Annotated in this window: 1 protein-coding gene; it reads left to right on the forward strand. The window is 65.5% G+C overall.

Annotated features, from left to right (window positions below):
- The gene (locus tag ACVWY6_RS00070) at nucleotides 1–20,943 is read left to right on the forward strand and encodes an amino acid adenylation domain-containing protein (protein ID WP_457535461.1); all 20,943 of its coding nucleotides are present in this window, start codon (nucleotides 1–3) and stop codon (nucleotides 20,941–20,943) included.
- Nucleotides 20,944–20,959 lie beyond the last annotated feature (16 nt).

A 20,959-nucleotide genomic window follows, 5' to 3' on the forward strand; every position in this document is an offset into this window, starting at 1 on the left:
ATGAGGCTCTCGGGTGCGCAGTGGGGCGTGTGGTTCGCTCAGGAATTGGCGCCTCGCTCGCCGGTGTTCTCGATCGGGCAGCTCCTGTGGCTGCCTGCGGGGTGCGATGGCGAAACCCTGGCTCGCGCCGTGGGCATCGCCGTTCACGACGCCGACGTTCTGTGGTGCCGTTTCGACACCGGGCCGCAGGGACCGCTGCAGTCGGTCCAGGTGCCGGCCACCCCGCCGTCGATCGAGGTGCGCAACCACGTGGGCACCGCCGATTCACTTCGGGCACAAGCTCGCACGCGGATGTCCGAGGCGCTGCCCCTCGCTGACGGTCCCTTGTTCGCCGCCACGGTGTGGTCGCTCGACGATGGGCGGATCGTCTGGGAGTTCAAGGCGCACCACATACTGCTCGATGCGTACGGGCTGTCGTTGCTGACCCGTCGGGTGGCGCAGGTGTACACCGCGCTGTCGCGAGGTGCGGCCGTACCGGAGTCGACGTTCGGCACCGTGGCCGAGATGATCACGGCGGAGGACGAATACGAGCGCAGTGATGTCGCCGAGCGCGATGGTGAGTACTGGAGTGCCTTCGCCGAATCGCTGGCGGACTCCGCAGCATCGCTGGTGCCGGCGTCGCCGAGCGCGAACATGCCCATCGGCGTCTCCGTGTCGATCGACCGGGAGGTCATCGACAGGGTCGATCAACTGGCTCGATCGGTCGGCGCCACCTGGGGTGAGGCGATGATCGCCCTCTGGGCCTGGTATGACTCTCATCGGTCGGGCAGTACCAAGGCGACAATCGGAATTCCGATGATGGCGCGGCGCGGGGTGGGCCTGCGTACCCCAATGATGCAGGTGAACGTTTTGCCCGTGTCGCTGGAGATCGATCCACACGACAACGTGGGCGAGTGGATCACCCGTGCGGCGGCCGCACTCGGCGGCGTGCGCCGGCATCAGCGATACCGGGGTGAGCGCCTCACTCAGGTGTCCGACGGCGTCAAACCTGCTCTCTCGCAGATCAATCTGCATGTGTTCGACTACCACGCCGATTTCGCGGGAACGGTCGCGGTCACCGAGGAACTCGGCACCGGGCCGGCCGACGACCTCAATCTGTTCGTCTACAACGACAAGGTGAAGGGGTTCGCGCTCGAACTCAAGGCCGACCCCACCCGATACGACGAATCAGAACTGCGGGTGCATCTGCGACGGATCGAGAGCGCGGTCCGCAGGCTGTCGTCGCTGTCGGCCGACGATCGTCTGCGCGCGCTGGCACCTGCGGACCCGGTCGACACCGACCTGTTGTCGGAGTGGTTGTCGGGGCAACCCGAGGTCAGCCGCGAGGTGACGATCGACGAGCTGTTGCAGACTGCAGCCAGGAAGCATCCGGAGCGTGTCGCGGTGGCCGTCGATGATCGGCACCTCACCTATGCGCAGTTCGATTCGCGGGTGAACCGCATTGCCCGGCACCTTCTCTCATCGGGTGTGCGCACCGGCGACCGCATCGCGGTGATGGCCGCGCGCGACGAGTGGCTGCCCGTCATGCTCGCGGCAGTCATGCGCGCGGGCGCTGTGTACGTTCCGGTGGACCCCGATTATCCAGACGGCCGGATCGAGTTCTTGCTGCAGGACGCCGCACCGAGTGCAGTGCTGACCAACTGTGGCGACGCTCTCGACATCGGGCGGTTCGTCGAAATCGTGGGGACGCCGATCATCGACGTCGCGGACCCTTCGGTGGAACGTGACCTCGACACCGTGTCGCCGGAACCGGTCGGCGACGCCGACCGCACTCGCAGACTGCTCCCCGCAGATGCGGCGTATCTGATCTACACCTCGGGCACGACCGGTCGTCCCAAGGGCGTCATGGTCAGTCACGCGAACGTCGTCGCATTGTTCGACGCCACCACACACTTCGACTTCCGCGCCGACGACGTATGGATCTTGCTGCACTCGTACGCCTTTGACTTCTCCGTCTGGGAACAGTGGATGCCCCTGACCACCGGGGCGGCGCTTGTAGTCGTCGGCCAGGATGTCCTGCGCGATCCGGTCCTCATCGGAGATGCGATCCGCTGGCACCGGGTCACCGTCCTAAATCAGACACCGTCAGCGTTCTATGCGTTGATCGACACCGAACAGCACCGGACGGATAGCCCAGACCTCGCACTGCGAACGGTCATATTCGGCGGCGAGGCACTGAATGCGGCCAGACTCGCGCCATGGCTGGATCGCCACCCGACCACGCCGACGTTGATCAACATGTACGGCATCACCGAGACCACGGTGCACGTCACGCACACCGTGGTTCCGCCGCGCGGCGATGTCGCAGGACCGTCGGTCATCGGGCGGGCGCTGCCCGGCCTCCGTACCGACGTCCTCACCCCTCATCTGCAGACGACGCCGATCGGCGTCGTCGGAGAACTGTATGTGGCCGGACCGCAGGTCGGTCTCGGATACCGCGGTCGTCCCTCACTGACCGCAACAAGATTCGTCGCTGACCCGAACGGGTCCGGAACCCGGATGTACCGCACCGGCGATCTTGCGAGGTGGAACGTCGCGGGCGAGCTGGAGTATCTGGGCCGCATCGACGACCAGGTCGAGATCCGCGGATTCCGTATCGAACCGGGTGAGGTCGCCGCCGCTGTGCAATCGCATCCGGATGTGACGGCAGCTGCCGTGGTCGCCGTCGATCGGGGTGCCGAATCGAGTGGCGCCGCGAACCCACATGCCGCAGCAGGAACGGTTCTCGCTGCCTACTATTGCGCGGCGGTCGAGTCCGACTCCGAAAGACAGCCACTCGATGCCGCACTGCGCGTCTGGGCCGAGACTGCGCTGCCCGCCCACATGGTGCCGTCGGTGTTCGTCCGGGTGGACGCATTGCCGATGACAGCGAACGGCAAACTCGATCGCCGAGCGCTTCCCGCAATAGATCTCGGCGCGCGCAGCGGCCAGGGGCGCGAACTCGGCACTGCCGCAGAGCACATCATCGCCGCGGTCTTCCTCGACGTACTCGGCCTCGATCCGGCGACCCAGCTGTCGGCCGACGACGACTTCTTTGCCCTCGGTGGCGACAGCATCGTCTCCATCCAGGTGGTGTCGCGAGCCAGGCGCGCAGGACTGGTGACCACAGCGAAGATGGTGTTCGAGCAACGCACGGTTGCGGCGATCGCGGCCTCGGCTGTTCCTGCGGTTGATGGCCGTGAGATCTTCGGACGGGACCAGGCGGCGGGAGGCGGCCACGGCGGCCTCGCTCCGTTGATGCCGATCGCCCACCGTCTGATCGATGTACCCGGATTCGATTCTTTCGCACAGACATTTGTGTTCGTGACCCCCGAGGACCTGACGTGGGAACTCCTCCGCGACGCGCTCGACCGAGTGGTCGGACGACACGGGGCATTGCGCGCGCGGGTCGTCGGATCGGGCGAAGCACGCCAACTCGAGGTCGGTGCCGTCGGCGCGAATGCGGCAGACAGGCTCGATCGTGACGAGCGCATCGATGGACAGCTCAATCGGTGGAGCACCGAGAAGTGGCAGCAGCACCTGAGAGAAGTCGCGACCGACCTCGCGGGCGCGCTGGATCCAGCAGCAGGCGTGGTGTGGCGAGCGCGATGGATCACCGATTCGGCGAGCACCACAGGGCGCCTCGTCATGGTGATCCATCACCTCGTCGTGGACGGGGTCTCCTGGCGGATTCTCGCCGACGACCTGGCTGCCGCGTCGTCCTCCGATGCGCGCACGCCTGATGCAGGCCTTTCGAACGCAGGCACCGGGCTGGTGGCGTGGGCCCAAGCACTGACTAGACGGGCCGCCGCAGGCGCTTTCGATCATCAGAGACCGCTGTGGCTGGCGATGGCCGGGCAGACCGAGGCCGTCCTCGGGCATCGGCAACTCGATCCGCAGCGTGACACCTGTGCCCATATGCGGCGCGTGAATGTGACGATACCTGCGCTCACCGCGTCCGCGGTACTGACCGACGTCCCGCGGATCGCTGCGGGAACCGTCGACGACGTCTTGATCGGCGCGCTGTCCGCGGCGCTGAGCCAGTTGTTCACCGATCGTGATGAGTTGTCGCACGACGGGATGGTCATCGGACTGGAGGGTCACGGCCGCGAAGAGGGAGTCGTCGACGGCGCGGATCTGTCGACAACAGTCGGATGGTTCACATCGTGGTACCCGGTGCGGCTTCCGCTACCTAGCAGCGAGTTCGGACGATCCGAAGCCGACGGGTTGCACGGAAAGCGCGCGCTGGATGCAGTCCTGACCGTGAAGGAGACGCTTTCCTCGATACCCGACAAGGGCATCGGTTACGGAGTTCTTCGCCACCTCGCCACCGGACCGGCGACTGGGCTCACCGCCCTGGACCACCCGCAGATCGCGTTCAACTACCTCGGCCAGTTCCGAGGTGCCGATGTTGGTGGCGTCGACAGTGAATTGCCATGGCAATCCGCCCCGGAGACAGCGGGATTGGGTCTGCATGCGGCCGACGAGATGCCGGCCCCGGCGGTCGTCGACATCACCGCCAGGGCAGTCGTCTCCGATTCCGGAGTCGAGCTGCACGCAGATTTCGCCTACGTCGAGTCGGTCATAGATGAAGCCGCAGTGCGTGCACTTGCCGACCGATGGACGACGGCGCTGGCGGCACTCGCGGAGTACGCCACCTCACCGCAAGCGGTTGTGGCACACTCGCCCAGCGACTTTCCCCTGGTCGACGTGTCGGCGGACGACATCTCGACCTGGGAGCGCGATCACGGGGAACTTCTCGGGGTGCACCCACTGACGCCGGCCCAGCGCGGTGTCCTTTTCCACTCAGCCCTCAATGCGTCCGGCGGCGTCGATCTGTATACGGCGCAACACGTTCGCGACGTTGCCGGCCGGGTGCAGCCTGACAGGCTCCGCGCCGCATGGCGAGCGGTGTTGACGAGGTACCCGCAGCTGACGACGGCTGTGCGGACCGCTCACGACGGCACTCCCGTCGCCGTCATCCCGGTGACCGTGGACGAGCCGTTGACGGTGATCGACCTCCGGGCGAGTGCCGATCCGGAACACGATGCCGCCACGTTCATCGAGGACGACCGGGCACGGGGCTTCGATGTCGAGCATGGCTCACCCATTCGTCTGACACTGCTGCTCACCGCCGACGAAGCGGGTGTTCTTGTCCTCACGTCGCACCATGCGGTACTCGACGGTTGGTCCACTCCGCTGCTCGTCCAAGACCTGCTGCGGGCCTACCAAGCGCCCGAAACCGTTGCCTCGCAGGTGGACGACACGTTCTTCCGTTTCGTGCGCCGGATGGCCGAGTCGGACGCGCAGCACGCCATCGACGTCTGGCAGGGCCCGCTGTCCGCAGTCACCGAACCGACCCTGGTGGCCGGTGGCTGGCAACCGGACGACACGTCTTTCCCCGACACTGCCGAGATGGTTCTCTCCGCGCCCGTGACCGCCGAACTCGCAAACCTCGCCAAGCGCAGATCGATCACACTGAATACCGTCGTCCAGGCTGCGTGGGCGCTGACACTGCAGATCCATACGCGTTCGGCGACAACGGTCTTCGGATCGGTGGTCTCCGGGCGGTCCGTGGACATCGACGGCATCGACACCGCCGTCGGAATGTTCGTCAACACCATTCCCACGGTCGTGACCGTGTCACCCGACATGACAATCGATGCAGTGCTCGACACCGTGCACGCCTTCAACGTGGCGGTGCTCGAGGGTCATCAGGTCTCGCTCACCGACATCCACCGTCTCAGCGCGATGCCGGCATTGTTCGACACGCTCGTGGTGATGGAGAACTACGTCAACGACGACACCGTGCTGGGTGAACTGCAACGCGCAACCGGACTCTCTCTCGAGCTACGGCAGTGGCGCGATTCGACGAACTATCCGCTCACGCTGCGCGTCGTTCCCGCCGCCGAATTGTCTGTCGAGTTGTCCTACCACCCCGCCGGCGTTGACGCCGATTCCGCCCGCAGGATCCTGGACATCTTCACCCGTGTTCTCGAGGCATTCGGAGCGGGGACTGACACACAGATCGCGCGACTGAACACCGTGGGCGCCTCGGAAGCTTCGGTGATCAAGCAGGTCTCGGCTGGACCCGCGTTGCAGGTACCTCCGGACACGACGGTCGATTCGCTGCTGGTCGCGTCTGCACAGTCCCATCATGACCAGACCGCGGTGGTCCACCGAAATGTGGAGATGACCTACGCGCAGTTCGACGCGCAGGTGAACCGGCTGGCCCGGCATTTGCTCGTCTCCGGTGTCCAGGTCGGTGACCGAGTGGCCCTGATCGGTGGTCGCGATGAATGGTTACCCATCTGCGTTGCGGCCATCATCCGCGCGGGTGCGGTCTACGTCCCGGTGGATCCCGAGCATCCCCGGCGACGCCGGGACCACATCCTGGCCGAGTGCACACCGACCGCCATCCTGAGCACGGTGGCCCCCGACTCCCTGGGCCCCGACTTCCCGGGTGCCGAGGACGATCTGTTCGGGGGCGGGCGACTCGTGAACCTCCGGGATGAGTTGACCCTCAACATGATCGCTGCGGTGTCCGGCGAACCGATCAGGGAATCGGAACGAAACCGGCCGTTGCTGGCCGGTGACCTGGTGTACGTGATCTACACCTCGGGTACCACGGGTGCACCCAAGGGTGTGGAAGTGACGCATCATTCCCTGGTGAACCGCCTGTCCTGGGGCGCGCATCTCATCGGCGACAGCGACGACGTGGTCGGCGTTGCCAAATCCGGTCTCGGCTTCATCGACGCACTCACCGAGATGCTGCACATCGTTGTGGTCGGAGGTCGCCTGATCGTCGCGACCGCAGACGTGGCGAAAGACCCCGCACAACTGTCGGAGCTGTGCGCGCGGGCGGGTGTCACCGATGTGGTGATGGTCCCGTCCCTGGCTCGCAACATCGCGGCGTCCGGCGTCTCACCGGCCAGCCTGCGCCGATTGACGGTGTCGGGTGAGCGACTCGATGTCCCGACAGTCGAGCAGCTCACGTCTGCGTGGCCGGATGCGGCGGTGACGAACTTCTACGGCTCCACTGAGGTCACCGGTGACGTGACCACTCATTTGTTGTCGCCGGACGGGCACGGTTCGGTGCCCATCGGCCTTCCCGTGGCCAATTCGGCTGTGCTGGTGCTCGATCCGATGCTGCGACCGACACCCGTCGGTGTCGTCGGTGAGTTGTACGTATCGGGTGTCCAGGTGGCTCGCGGCTATCGTGGGCAATCCGGTCTGACGGCATCCCGGTTTGTCGCCGACCCCGCGGGCTCGGGCGAGAGGATCTATCGGACAGGCGATCTCGTCCGGTGGACCACCACCGGCGTCCTGGAGTATTCGGGCCGTGCCGACGACCAGGTGAAGATTCGGGGCCAGCGTGTGGAACCCGGCGAGGTCACTGCGGTACTCGGCGCGCACCCACACATCTCGTCCGCGGCCGTGGTGGCGGTCGAACACCCGGTGTCGGGCACGGTACTCGCCGCCTACTACACAGAAGCCGGCACCGAGACGTCCGACGCCCACGCTGTCGCGTCGGTGGCCGACGGGTTCGACGACGAACTGCGCGAGTGGGCAGCGTCGCGATTGCCCACCCACATGGTCCCCTCTGCGTTCGTTCGGCTCGATGAGCTCCCGGTGACCGTGAACGGGAAGCTGGATCGAAGTGCGCTGCCGGCAATCGATCTGGGGGCAGGCGGTGGACGTGGCCGTCCATTGTCGACGGAGACCGAACACACCGTTGCCGCGCTGGTGGCCGACGTCCTCGGGCTCGGGGAAGTCCAGTTGTCGGCCGAGGATGACTTCTTCGTCCTGGGCGGGCACTCGCTGCTGGCAACCCGGCTGATCGCGTTGCTCAACGCGCGATGCGACCGGGGATTGACGTTGCGCTCGGTGTTCGATCACCCCACCATCGCTGGCCTGGCCGGGGCGATGGATGCGGCGGGTGGCCCCGATGATTCTTCGGCTTTGCCTCGGCTCGTGGCCGTGAACCGGCCGGAGCACATACCGGCTTCCTCGGGCCAGCAGGCTCTCTGGGCCATCGAGGGCCTCTCGGAAGCGAGCGGCCGGTACGTCGTACCGGTGAAGTGGTACGTGGAGGGGCGTTTCGACCAGGCGGCCTGGGAACGAGCCCTCGAAGTGGTCGTCCGCCGCCACGAGGCGCTGAGGACCCGGTTGGTGGAGGCCGGAGAACACGGTCTTGTCCAGATCGTGGAACCCGCAGACTCCGTGGGCCGGTGGCTGACCACCGACCATCTGCACCTGGAGGGGTCCGATGACAGCGTCGACTGGGACACGGTGGAGAACTGGGTGCAGAGTCCGATCTCCCTCGATACGGACATGCCGATCCGCTCGCTCGTCGCACCGCGTGACAATGGCGGCCACATCCTCGCGGTTGCGATACATCATGCGTTTGTCGACGAGTGGTCGATGTCCACGGTCGCGAGCGAGCTCTGGGCAGCGTACGGCGCCCTGAGCGAGAATCGGGAACCGGCTCTGCCGCCGGTTGTGTTGCAGTATGCGGACTTCGCGGTGTGGCAGCAGCAGCTCGTCGACACCGTTGCCTTCGAGCGAGGCACTCAGTACTGGGCCGATACCCTGGCTGGGGCGCCCGAGTTGTCCACCCTCCCGCCCGATCGGCCGCGGCCGGCAACCCCCACCTTCCAGGGCGGTTACACCGGACTTGTCGTCGACGAGGTGACAACCGCTGTCCTGCAACAGCTCTCCGCTGACACCGATGCCTCGATGTTCGTGGTCGTCCACGCCGCGGTCGCTCTGACCTTGCACAGGCTGGGGGCCGATTCGGACATGGTGCTCAGCTCGCCGACCGCGGGACGTCCGGACGCGGCAGTCATGTCCACGGTCGGCTACTTCATCAACACCGTGGCCGTCCGGCACCGCCTGCAACCGATGTGGACGCCGAGAGAGTTCTTGAGCGCCACCCGGGAAACAGTGCTCGGAGCTCTCGACCACCAGTTGATCCCTTTCGACAGGGTTGTGGCGGCATCACGCGTCGGCCGGATTCCGGGAGTGAACCCGCTGTGTCAGGTGCTGCTGAACTTCGTGACCGAGCACGAACAGATCAGAGACGACACCCTCCAGCCCGCCGGCCTGTCCCATTTCGAGAGGGTCGGCGGTGTCCTGAAGACCGTGAAGGCCGACCTCGAACTCGAGTTCCAAGTGCTGAACGGCGTTCTGACGGGCGGTGTCTCGTACGCCACCGAGCTGTACACACCGGCCTCCATCGACCGTTTCGTCGACGTGTTCACCGCCGTCCTCGACGTGATGGTCCACGCTCCTGACAAGCCGCTGAGCGCCGTCGAGTTCGGCCCCGTGCCGCTGCAGGATGCCGGACGCAGCGAAAACCTGGCTGCCGAGCACCCGACCGTGGACGCCATGCTCCAGGCCGCCGCCAGTGAGCGTCCGTCGGAACCTGCGCTGGTCTTCGGAAACCAGACCTACACCTCGGCGCAGTTCGATCAGCGTGTCAACCGGCTGGCCCGCCACCTGATCCGATCCGGCGTCGAGGTCGGGGACCGTGTGGCGGTCCTGATCCACCGGCGCCCGGAGCTGCCTCTTGCCATGGCCGCGGTGGTGCGTGCCGGCGCCGCGTTTGTCCCCATCGACCCCGCCTACCCACTCGATCGAATCCGGTTTCTGATCGAAGACAGCGGCGCTGCGGTGTTGATCACCGCCGGTCGCGACGACGATGGCTCGATGTACGGCCACACCAACACATTTGATCTGGCCGATCCAGCGGTGGCGTCGCGGATCGACATCATGGACCCGGCGCCCGTCGGCGATGACGAACGCTCGCGTCGATTACATGCCGACGACTCGGTCTACGTGGTGTACACCTCGGGCACCACCGGGCGACCCAAAGGGGTCGACATCACGCACCGGGCATTCGGTGAGCTGATCCGTCGCCGCCAAGACCTCTGCGAACTGGCTCCGGGTGATGTCGTGATGGCCAGAACGGCAATCGGTTTCGATCCGGCGGCGGCAGAGTTGTTCTGGCCGCTGGCCTTCGGCGGTGTTGTGCACTATCTGGATGACACCCAGTTCGCAGACCCGGCGTATATCGCTGAGCTGTTGAACAACAACCACTTCGCCTGGATCGACTTCACCCCGTCGCTCATGGAGGAGGTGCTGCGGCAGGGCACCCTGACGGAGCTGGCGCCCAATGTCCTGTCGCTGGGTGGCGAAGCGGTGCCGTTGTCGCTTGCCCGTGACCTCCACACGAGATTTGGTGTGCGGGCATGGAACATCTACGGGCCGGCCGAAGCGACGATCGAGGTTGTACTCGGCCAGTTCGATCCCGGCGCCGACTACTCGGACGGGACCCTTCCGATCGGGCGTCCGCTCACCAACACCACTGCCGTCGTGCTGGATTCGTGGTTGCGGAGAGTGCCGGCAGGTGTCATTGGCGAACTGTACGTGTCGGGCGTGCAATTGGCGCGTGGTTACCACCGCCGCCCCGGCCTGACGGCCGGGAGCTTTGTCGCCGACCCACGGGGCTCTGGTGGTCGCATGTACCGGACGGGCGATCTGGCCCGATGGAATGCCGATGGCCTTCTCGAGTATCTGGGACGTGTCGACGATCAGGTGAAGATTCGGGGCCAGCGGGTGGAACCCGGCGAGGTCGCCGCGGTGGTGGGCGGCCACCACTGGGTCGGATCCGCCGCAGTGGTGCCGGTCGAACATCCGGTCGCCGGAGTGACTTTGGCAGGGTACGTGACCGCACTCGGCGATGGCGCCCATCTGTCCGACGACCTGTTCGCGGAACAACTACGCGAGTGGGTCGGCGCCAGGTTGCCGGCACACATGGTGCCGTCCGTCTTCATGCGTCTGGACGTGCTGCCGACGACTGCCAACGGCAAGGTGGACCGCCGGTCCCTTCCCGCCGTGGACGTGGGTGTCTCGAGCGGCCGGGGACGCGAGCTGGAAACCGATACAGAACGTGTGGTCGCGACGACGGTCGCCGGGGTTCTCGGGGTGGACGCCGACGTCGTGATGGCCGCCGGCGACGACTTCTTCGCCCTCGGTGGGCACTCGCTGACGGCAACACGGCTGGTCGCGCTGCTCAACGACCGGTGTGGATCTGATCTGACGTTGCGGTCGGTGTTCGATCACCCGACCATTGCCGAGCTCAGCGCCGCGGTGGACGCAACGATGAAGACCGCCGCACCGGCCGCGCATCCGCAGCCAGGCAAGATCGAACGGCCGGCGCATATCCCGGCTTCGTATGGCCAGCAGGCGCTCTGGGCGATCGGCCAGGCAACCGGGCCGAGCAGCCAGTACGTCATCGGTGATGCGTTACAGGTGGACCCGGGTCTTGATGCGGAGACCCTGCGACGGGCTGTGGTGTCGGTGGTGCGGCGCCACGAAGCGCTGAGGACTCACTTCGACTGGCGTGCGGGAGATCTGGTCCAGGTCATCCGTGACGCACGCGACGCCGACGGTGTTCCGTACGACATCGTCGACGTAGCGGAGGCTGATGTTGCGCGCACGGCCGGCGAGCGCCTCGGACGGCCACGGGACGGCTCGGAGGAGTGGCTTGTCGAGTTCGTGCATCTGCGCAGTGCCGGTCGTCAGTGGCTGCTGGTGGCGGGACACCACATCGTGTTCGACGAGACGTCTTTCGACGTCTTCCTGTCCGATCTCGACCTCGCTCTGCGGGCTGAGAGTGGCGATGACCCTGCGCGACAACAGCTTGCAGACGGCCAGGGACGTCTGCGGCAGTTCGCCGACTGGGCGATCCAGGAACGGTCCGTGCTCGACTCGGCAGCGGGCGGGCGCTCCGCCCTCATCGAGCGGATCACGACGCGGCTCGCGGACCACGTGGTGTACCCGTACCTGCCCTACGACCACGCGGGCCCCGGCCGGCCAGCGGCATCGACGGCGGCGGAAGCCGAATGTGTTGTGCCGAAACAACTCGTCGAACAGGTACAACAATTCGCCGCCCGGAGTCGTGTCACGCCGCTGATGCTCCTCAACGCCGCACTGTCTGCGGCGTTGGCATCGCACGGCGCCGCGAACAGGTCCGTCTTCGGTACGCCGGCGACCCTGCGCCAGGGTCCTGATGCCGAGCAGTCGATCGGGTACTACCTCAACACCGTTCCGGTGCCGGTGTCGACCGAACCATCCGCGAGCTTTTCCGACAACGTAGCCGAATCGCGTCGGCTTCTGCTCGAATCCCTCGACGCCCGAGACGTGCCGTTCGAGTTCGTGGCATCGTCACCGAGTCTGCGCGTGAGTGCCGAGAGCACATCGCCGGTCTTTCAGGTGTTGACCGCGTACCGCGCAGCGGCACCTGACGAGTCCCACCGATATCTCAGTCGCGCGATCGATGTCCTCGATGCCGGGCGCTCCGAGTCGGTTGCGAAGTTCGATCTCACCGTTGCCATCATCGACAACGACGGCGCCTGGACTCTGTGGTTCAGCTACGCATCGGCCCTGTTCGAGCCCGCAACCATCGAGAACCTGATGGCGACCACCGCATTCCTGCTGATCGCCGGCAGTCAGTCGCCGACGGCGACAGTGCAGCAATTGTGCTCGGAGTACATCGCACCCGAGCGGTCGCGACTCGGCGGGATGCCAACCGGTGACCATAAGGCGGAAGCCGTTCTCTCTGAGAGTGTCCGGCTGGCCGGCTCCCGGTTCACCGTCAGCGACGTACGCGTGGCCGCGTTGCGGCTCCTCGGCTGGGGCCTGACCGGGTCCGGTGTGGTGCAGATGCCGCTTGCCGTGGATCGGGACGGACCGCGACCGGCAGCGACAACTCCGTTGATCGTGTGTTCGACCTCCGACGGCGTGCACGCCGACGACTTCGAGATCCGCGTGCCCGGTGACGGCCGCTTCGACCTCGAATCGGCCGGCGTGATCAAGACTCTTCTGTTTGCGGTACTGCAAGTCCCTGATGCGGATCGGTTGCAGATCGATCTACCACCGGCCGGCCTTATCGACACCGAGCGTGACGCCGCGGGCGAGCGCGTCGACGACCACAGTGACCGATGGCTGGCCTTCGCCGATGATGTCGACATCGCCGATCCGATCACCCTGGCCTTCGATGACCGAGATCCGCGCATGGGACGCAGTGTCGTGAATGTTGGTGCCGCAACCGGACCGGTCGACCTGGCAGACCTGCGTGCGTCGGTGGTGTCGTCGACGGTGCAGGCTCTTTGCTCCATCGATGTCCTGACCCCTGCGGACCTCGTCTCCGAAGGTGTCATCATCGACATCGAAGAACCGTCGCGCGAAGACATACGGCAGTACATCATCGGGCGAGCGCGGCGGACGTTCCCCGTGTTGGTCCGATGGGCCTCGGAAACAGGCGATCTCGCCGACGAGACCCACGACGCTCTGGCGATGACCCCTGCCGAGGCAGAGGGCTATCTGATCCTGCGCGACCACAGTCCTGCGACCATCGGCGTCTTCGATGACCTTCCCGAGGCGCAGATCCTGATACGGCTCCATCACGCGGGTTCTCCTGTGGCGCCGGGCATCACCGCATCACCGGGAGACCATGCGCTGGTGCTCGATGTGGTCGTGGCCGGTACGGAGAGTTCCGGGGTGGCCGTGGCCGTGGACGTCGTGACAACGCTGCCGATTGATGCGGTGGTCCTGGCAGAACGAGTTGCGGCCGCCCTGACAGCGACCGGATCGGTGGTCGGCCTTCTGACCTCACCCGATCCGTGGGCCGACGGTGTTGTGTACGACCAGATCGCGGCCCCGCAACTGGTGGAGGTCGGTGCGAACCTCACCGAAGAACTGTCGGCCACGTTCGGCCAGGTCGCCGAGATCCTTCCGGTCAGTCCGCTCCAAGAGGGTCTGCTCTTCCACCTGCTGACGGCGGAGGCTGCCGACTCGACGGACGTCTATTCGTCACAGTTCGTGATCGACTTCGTCGGCGCCGTCGATCCGGACCGGTTCCACGCCGCGGTCACGGCATTGCTGTACCGCTACCCGAACCTGCGGGCCGGATTCCATGTGCACGGTGAATCCACCTTCCAGATCGTCCAGGCCAAGGTGGAGGTGCCCTGGACCTGGTATCGGCAGGCAGATACCGCCCGGCTCGGGCGCGACTCGATCCTGCAGGACGAACGTCGCCGGCCGTTTGCCGCGGACGCTCCGCCTCTGATGCGGTTCGCCCTGTTGCAGAACGACTCCGAGAGGTGGACGTTGTCCGTCGTCTTCGAGCATCTGCTCATGGACGGCTGGTCGAGCGGCCTGATGTTGGAGGCGTTGTTCAGGCTGTACAACGAGATCGATGTCGCCGCCGATGTGGTGCCCGATCGGATCACCCCCGCAGAGCCGTCGTTCCGGGACTATCTGCAATGGCTCCAGACCCGTGACACTCCAACAGGTTACGCAGTGTGGGCCCGCGAATTGGGCGGCATCGAATCGCCTACCCTGATCCGTCCTGGCGTCACCGAGCCCGCTCGCGCCTCGCATGCGCGGGACCACGAGATGGATCTCGACGAGACGCTGTCGGCTTCGATACGCGCCGTGGCAGCTGACGCCGGCGTCACTGTTGCGACACTGCTCTATACAGCGTGGGGTGTGCTGCTGAGCAAGCTCGTGGGCCAGAACGACGTGGTGTTCGGCACGGTGGCCTCAGGCCGAAGCCCGGATCTGCAGGACTCCGACCAGATCATCGGTCTGCTGTTCAACACGGTTCCGGTGCGCACCACGGTGCGCCCGGGAAACACGGTCCGTGAACACCTACGCGCTCAGCAGCACAGCCAGCTCGAGACGATCGAACACCCCTATGTGCAGCTGTCGCAACTGCACAGCGCGGTGGGCGTGGACCAGCTGTTCGACACGCTGTTCGTGATGCAGAACCACCAGTGGATCGACACCGACGCGCAATGGTCGCAGATCGGTCCGGACGGCTCGGTCTCGGTGGACGATGTGTCACTGCAGGACGCGACGCACTACCCGGTGTCGATCGCCTGTCATCCCGGCCGAACCATTCATCTCCGATGTGCCTATCGCAGTGACCTTCTCACCGCAGACGAGGTCACCACCCTGATGGCACGGTTCGTGCGAGTCGTGCGCGGGTTCGTCGACGATGTGGATGCGCCGATGGCCAGGATCTCGGTTCTGTCCGAGGACGAGGCTGTTGCCGGTGTCACCGCCGGTCTGGTGCGCCAGGACATCCCGACGGAGTCCATAGCGTCGCTGCTGGCCCGTCAGGTGCAGGCACATCCCGACCGGACTGCGTTGGTGTCGGGCCGGACTCGCCTCACGTTCGAGGAGATGTCGGCGCACGTCCGCACGTTGGCGGCCGAACTGGTCCGACGGGGCATCGGATCGGAGGACCGGGTCGCCCTGTACCTCGAGCGCGACCACAACATGGCCATCGCGATGTTCGCGGTCTTCGAGATCGGCGCTGCCTACGTGCCGATCGACCCCGAATTGCCGCCTGCCCGGGTGGGATACATCCTCGATGACTCGGAGTCCTCGATCGTGTGCACCTCGGCGATGCTGGCGTCATCCCTTCCCGCGACCGCACGCGAACTGCTGCTCGTGGGTGAGACCTTGTCCGGGGCCGATACACCGGTGCCCGAGACGGTGCAGCGCGCTGTCGATCCAGCCGGCCTGGCGTACATCATCTACACGTCGGGCTCCACCGGTACGCCGAAAGGTGTTGCGGTCCCGTACGGCGGATTGATCAACATGTTCTACAACCACGTCGAGCGCATCTTCCGCCCGGCCACCGAAGGCCGGGGCGGCGAACCGATGAAGATCGCGCACACCACGTCGTTCTCGTTTGATGCCTCGTGGGAGCAGTTGTTCTGGCTGCTGGACGGACATTCGGTGTACGTCATCAGTGAGAGCATGCGCAAAGATCCTGCTGCGCTGCTGTCCTACTACGCGCAGAACCGCATCGACGGATTCGACGTCACGCCCTCCTACGGTGAACTCCTGGTCGAATCAGGCCTGTTCACCCCGACCGAACCCGGCTACGACGGCATCTCGTTCTTCTCGCTCGGAGGAGAGGCGGTCCCGGAGACGTTGTGGGCGACGCTGCGTGAGCGACCCGGTCTGTGGTCGTACAACCTCTACGGCCCAACGGAATACACGATCAACGCGCTCGGCGCGAATCTCGCCGACAGTGACCGCCCGAATGTCGGCGAGCCGATCTTCAACACGATGGCACTGTTGCTCGACCGGTCGCTCACCCCGGTGCTCGACGGCGTGGCGGGCGAGTTGTATCTCAGCGGTGCCGGAATGGGCCGGGGCTACCAGGGTCGGCCTGATCTGACGGCCGCGTCGTTCATCGCCCACCCGTGGCGGTCGGGCGAACGGATGTACCGCACCGGCGACCTGATGAGGCGTCAGCCAGATGGGTCGCTGGAGTACCTGGGGCGCTCGGACGATCAGATCAAGATCCGTGGGTTCCGCATCGAACCGGCGGAGATCGCCAGTGCCCTCGTCGATCGTGACGACGTGTCGCGCGCCACGGTTGTGGTCCGCAAGAGTTCGTCCGGTAAGGCGTTGCACGCCTACGTCGTTGCTGCGGGGGAGGCGACGATCGAGGTCTCCGACCTCCGTGATCATCTCGCGGCCCGGCTGCCCGACTACATGGTTCCCTCGGCTATCGGGGTTGTCGAGAACATCCCGCTGACGGTGAACGGCAAGGTCGACGTACGCGCTCTACCCGAGATCGAACTGGCAGAAGAGGTTGCGCGCGAGCCCCAGACGGAGTTGGAGAAGACGATCGCTGTCGCGGTCGCAGACACCCTCGGGATATCCCAGGTGTCGACTGATGCGGACTTCTTCAACATGGGTGGTCATTCGCTGCTCGCGATGCGTCTGGCCGGACGCTTGAGCAACACACTGGGTCAACCGATCTCCGTTCGTGCGATCTTCGATCACCCGACAGTGGCGGAGATGGCGGCCGCCATCGACGGCCACGACAGTCCTGGCGACGTCGAGAAGGCACCCGGACTGCCGCGGATCGGCGAGATCGAGCGGCCGGACCAGATCCCGGCTTCCTATGGGCAGCAGGCACTGTGGGTGATCGACGAGATGGCGGGTGCGGGGTCGACCTACACGGTGACCATCCTGTGGCACGTCTCCGGCCGTCTCGAACCCATCGCGTGGTCCGCCGCCCTGCGTGACCTCGTCGTCCGCCATGAGCCGCTGCGGACACGACTGTCAGAGGCCGACGACGGCTCGATCGTGCAGGTCATCACGCCGCCGGATTCGGTCGAGCGGTGGCTGCAGATCGACCACGTCGACGCAGTCGGATGCAGCGACGACGAGACCGCCTCGCTCATCGAGCAGTGGGGCAGCAGGCCACTGTCCGTTGCTGCGGACTCGACCTTGCGAGGCGTGATCATGCGCCGCAGCGACGACCAGTTCGTCGTGGGCTTGGCGTTGCACCATGCTTTTGTCGACGAGGGATCCATCGGCTCGGTGTCCGGGGATCTCTGGAATGCCTACTGCGCACGTCGCAGCGGTGAGGCACCTGTCTTCGAGCCTCTCGCAGTGCAATTCGCCGACTATGCGGTGTGGCAGCGATCGCTGTTCGACCAGGGTCGATTCGACGAGTCGGTGCGCTACTGGAACGACCAGTTGGCCGGTGCACCGGAACTGTCCACCCTGCCTCCGGATCGCAGCCGGCCGAGCAGGCAGAGCTTCAAGGGGATCGACCTCGAGATCTCGCTGGACGACGGACTGGTGTCGCGCGTCCGCGAGACCGCGGCGAGGCTGGACGTCTCGATGTTCATGACCTTGCACGCGGCGGTCGCCGTGGCGATGAACCGGCTGGGTTCGGGCACCGACCTCGTGCTGGGATCGCCGACGGGCGGCCGATCGGAGGAGACCGTCGCCGATACGGTCGGCTATCTCGTCAACACGGTGCCGATACGGCATCGCTTGCTTCCACAGGACACCTTCCGAACCGTGCTGCAGCGCACCAGGAACAACGTGCTGACCGCGTTCGAACACCAGCGGGTACCGTTCGACCAGATCGTCGCCGCGGGGAACGGCGCTCACGTCGCCGGCGCGAACCCGTTGGTGCAGGTGCTGGTGAGCTATGTCGCCCAGTCCAGCGGATCGCACGAGCGTGACCTCCTTGCGAAAGCCGGCCTGGGCCTGCTCGATCCACTGGGTGGCAGTCTCGGAGTGGTCAAGGCCGATCTCGACGTCTTCTTCGTCGACGACGGCGAGCGGATCGATGCCAACCTGGCATACGCGGTCGACCTCTATGAGGAATCGACGATCAGGCGTTTCATCGAGACACTGGTGCAGGTACTCGAAGTGGTGGCCGAGGATCTCGACACCTCGCTCGCGCAGTTGGTACCTGTCGAGTACGTCGACATCACCCGATCCGCTCAGGCCCCTGGGGCAACGACCGTCCACGAGGAAGTCACGGTCGACGGGTTGTTGCGGAGCGCTGCAGCTGAATTCGCCTCGAGCATCGCAGTTGTACACGGCGCGATCGAGTGGTCGTTCGCAGAGCTCGACGGCCGCGTGAACCGGTTGGCCCGCCATTTGATCGGAGCGGGCGTACACGTCGGCGACCACGTCGCCGTGGTCGCGCAACGGGACGAATGGCTGCCGGTGATGATGGCTGCGGTGTTGCGCGCCGGCGGCGTTTACCTGCCGATCGATCCCTCCTACCCCGAAGAGCGGATCACCTACCTGCTCGAGGACTCTTCTCCGACTGTGGTGGTGACCAATTCGCCGGACTGGAACGGTTCACCCGGTACCGCCGACATCCCGGTGATCGACGTCCTGGCAATCGGCAGCAGCCCCGCGGAATCGGATGCGCCGATCACCGACGACGACCGGAGCCGACCTCTGTTCGCCGATGACGCCGCCTACCTGATCTACACCTCGGGGACAACCGGGCAGCCCAAGGGCGTTGTTGTCTCGCACCGGGCGCTGGCCAACCGGTTGCAATGGGGCCGCAGGCGGTACCCGTTGACCGGGCCGATTCTTGTCAAGACGCCGATCGGGTTCGATGTGTCGCTGCCCGAACTGCTCTCGCCGCTGGTGGAGGGGCACGCCGTGGTGGTTCTCGCGCCCGGCGATCATCGCGATCCGTGGAAGATCGTCGACGCGGTGACCCGCCACGACATCGAACGCGTGAACTTCGTGCCGTCGATGGCCGACATCCTCGTGGAGAACGTCGACGCGGACGCCGGGGCCCAGGTGGCCGAGGTCCTGCTCGCCGGTGAGGCACTTCGCTGGAGTCTGGCCGACTCGATCGAGTCGTCACTGGGCGCCAACGTCCTCAACATCTACGGGCCGACGGAATCGGGCGAGGTGATGTACTTCGACTGTGGAGCGGTACCCGGTGAACAACGTGAAGGTTATGTCCCGATCGGATGGCCGGTGGCCAATTGCGGTGTGCACGTGCTCGATCCATGGCTACGACGGGTCCCGGCAGGTGTGGTGGGCGAACTGTACCTGTCAGGCGCGCAGTTGGCCCGTGGTTACCACGATCGTTTCGGGCTGACTGCATCGCGGTTCATCGCAGATCCGACCGGACGCGGTGGACGGCTCTATCGCACAGGGGATCTGGTGCGAGCCGACGGCAATGGTGTGCTGGAGTACGTCGGACGCGTGGACGACCAGGTGAAGATCCGAGGCCAACGTGTGGAACCCGGCGAGGTCGCTGCAATCCTGGACGGCCACCCCCGGGTGTCATCGGCCGCCGTGATCGCAGTCGACCACCCATCGTCGGGAAAGACGCTGGCCGCGTACTACACAACGGGCGAGGTCACTGACGACCCGGCTGCGTTCGACGATGATCTGCGCGACTGGTGCGGTTCTCGACTGCCGGCCCACATGGTGCCCACGGCGTTCACCATGCTCGACGTTCTGCCGGTGACGGCCAACGGAAAGCTCGACCGTTCCGCTCTTCCCGCGGTGGAGGTGAGCGGGCACGGCCGTGACGGACGGACCCTGTCCCCCGGAACCGAAAGGGCCGTCGGGGAACTGGTGGCGCAGGTGCTGGGACTCGGTGACGTCGAACTGTCGGCCGACGACAACTTCTTCGATCTCGGAGGGCATTCGTTCACCGCCGTGCGGCTGGCATCGCGAATAGCTGCGGAGTTCGGTGTGAAGGTGGGTGTTCGCAACATCTTCGAGAGCCCGGTGGTGTCGTCGATAGCGAACCTGATCGACCGGTCCACCGATCACTCGGATACCGATCATCTGCGGGACTCTGTGCTGCTGAGGCTTTCTCCGACGGCCGGGGCCGCGTACACCGAGCACCTGTTCTGTGCCTATCCCGCGTCGGGATCAGCCGTGATGTACGACCGCTTGGTGGCCCACGTACCGGACGGCGTGGCCGTGTACGGGCTGCAGAACGTGTCGCTGTTCGATCCCGAGATGGACATGGGCGATCTGGATGCGACGGCGCGCTGGTACTTCGACCTCATCGACCGTGTGGCCGATGGTGGCGACATCCATCTGCTCGGCTGGTCGTACGGCGCGCACCTCGCATTTGCACTCGCCAAACTGATCGAGAAGCAGAGCGACTCGAGACTGATCAGCCTGACGCTGCTCGACTCGGGCCCGACACCGGAGCCGGGTTACATCACGGGAGCGATGTCGCTACAAGAGTCGATCGACGACTTCTGCTACGCATTCAGCATCAACCACCCTGGAGGTTTCTCGACGGTGGACGAGCTCGTCGATCACGCCGTGGATGTGGCGCCGCTGTGGCCGGGGATCCAAAAGTCCGACGTACGAGGCATGTTGAAGTCGGGCGCGACCGCCACCGAGCATCTTGCGAGCCCGACGCAAGGACAGGTACACGCGGATGCTTTGCTGTTGCAGGCAGGGGTGGACGGCAATCTAGACACCTTTAACTGGCGTCATCACATCGTTGGAAAGGTGGAATATTCATCGACCATAAAGGGGCATCGAGAGATGCTTGACGACGACGTCGTTGCGGATTGGGGAGATCGGTTGCGCCGGTTCATCTCTGATACCCGAAGCTGAAATACCTTTTGATAAA

Source organism: Williamsia sp. R60, assembly GCF_054063855.1.

Bases quoted from the DNA above. Each gene is read 5' to 3' on its own strand.
- ACVWY6_RS00070 (WP_457535461.1), top strand. From the start codon at position 1: ATGAGGCTCTCGGGTGCGCAGTGGGGCGTGTGGTTCGCTCAGGAATTG.